The sequence below is a fragment of the Marinitoga arctica genome (genome assembly GCF_054657315.1).
In genome coordinates this window covers 1-675 of sequence record NZ_BAAHYY010000073.1, presented here as the reverse complement: position 1 = coordinate 675, position 675 = coordinate 1, and the positions used below count along the sequence as shown (strand labels likewise).

At 24.6% G+C, this 675-nt stretch carries 2 protein-coding genes; one reads left to right on the top strand and one right to left on the bottom strand.

Translation table 11 applies throughout. The features are described from left to right. A partial coding sequence (locus ACYQ44_RS10400; protein WP_459997221.1) for an AAA family ATPase occupies positions 1–239 on the bottom strand: 239 nt, incomplete at its 3' end. Between the two features lie 248 nt (positions 240–487). On the opposite strand from ACYQ44_RS10400, the gene ACYQ44_RS10395 reads away from it, so the two are divergent. Continuing rightward, complete coding sequence (locus ACYQ44_RS10395; RefSeq protein WP_459997219.1) at positions 488–649, top strand: hypothetical protein; 162 nt, start codon at positions 488–490, stop codon at positions 647–649. Positions 650–675: the final 26 nt, after the last annotated feature.

The following is a 675-nucleotide window of genomic DNA, read 5'->3' as shown; positions in this document are numbered from 1 at the left end:
TACTCTTTGAATTCCCATTTGTCATATATGTATGTATCTTTAAATAATTCTTTTTCTCCTTTGAATAAATAATAAAACGTCGATACTGTTAAACTCTTTCCAAATCTTATCGGACGGGAGAGAAATATCGGAACTCCAGATGATACTAAATCGTAAATGTATTTAGTTTTATCTATATATATATAATCTCCTGTTATTATTTTTTTATAGTCCTGTACTCCTATTGGTAATTTTTTCATCATTTCACCTCCACAATTGAATTATATCACATTTCAGTAACTTCATTTCCAAACAATTCCTCAACTATCTCTCTCCTTTTTTCATTCCAATAGGATATGAAAAAGATAATGTAACTATTGTAGATACAACATCAAACAAAATCTTTGATTTAATTCAATAAAATCATTTTGTGAAAGCCATTGATGAATCATTAAAAGAAAGTTTTGAAAAGGGAATTGAAAGGTGAAATTTTGAAGGAGAAAAATATATGGTAATTAATATAGCAAGAAATCTTTTATTCAAAAAATTTGGAAATAAAATCATACCTTACTTAAATAACCTTGATAATCTTGATATAAAAAAGATTGAAGATTTAACTAACAATATTTTTGATATTACCTTGAAGATGATATTAAAATCCTTAAATTAAATCAAACAATATAAATTTATCTTTTC

What these genes read in the sequence shown, in the direction of transcription:
- ACYQ44_RS10395 (WP_459997219.1), top strand. Translation starts at nt 488, where the DNA reads ATGGTAATTAATATAGCAAGAAATCTTTTATTCAAAAAATTTGGAAAT.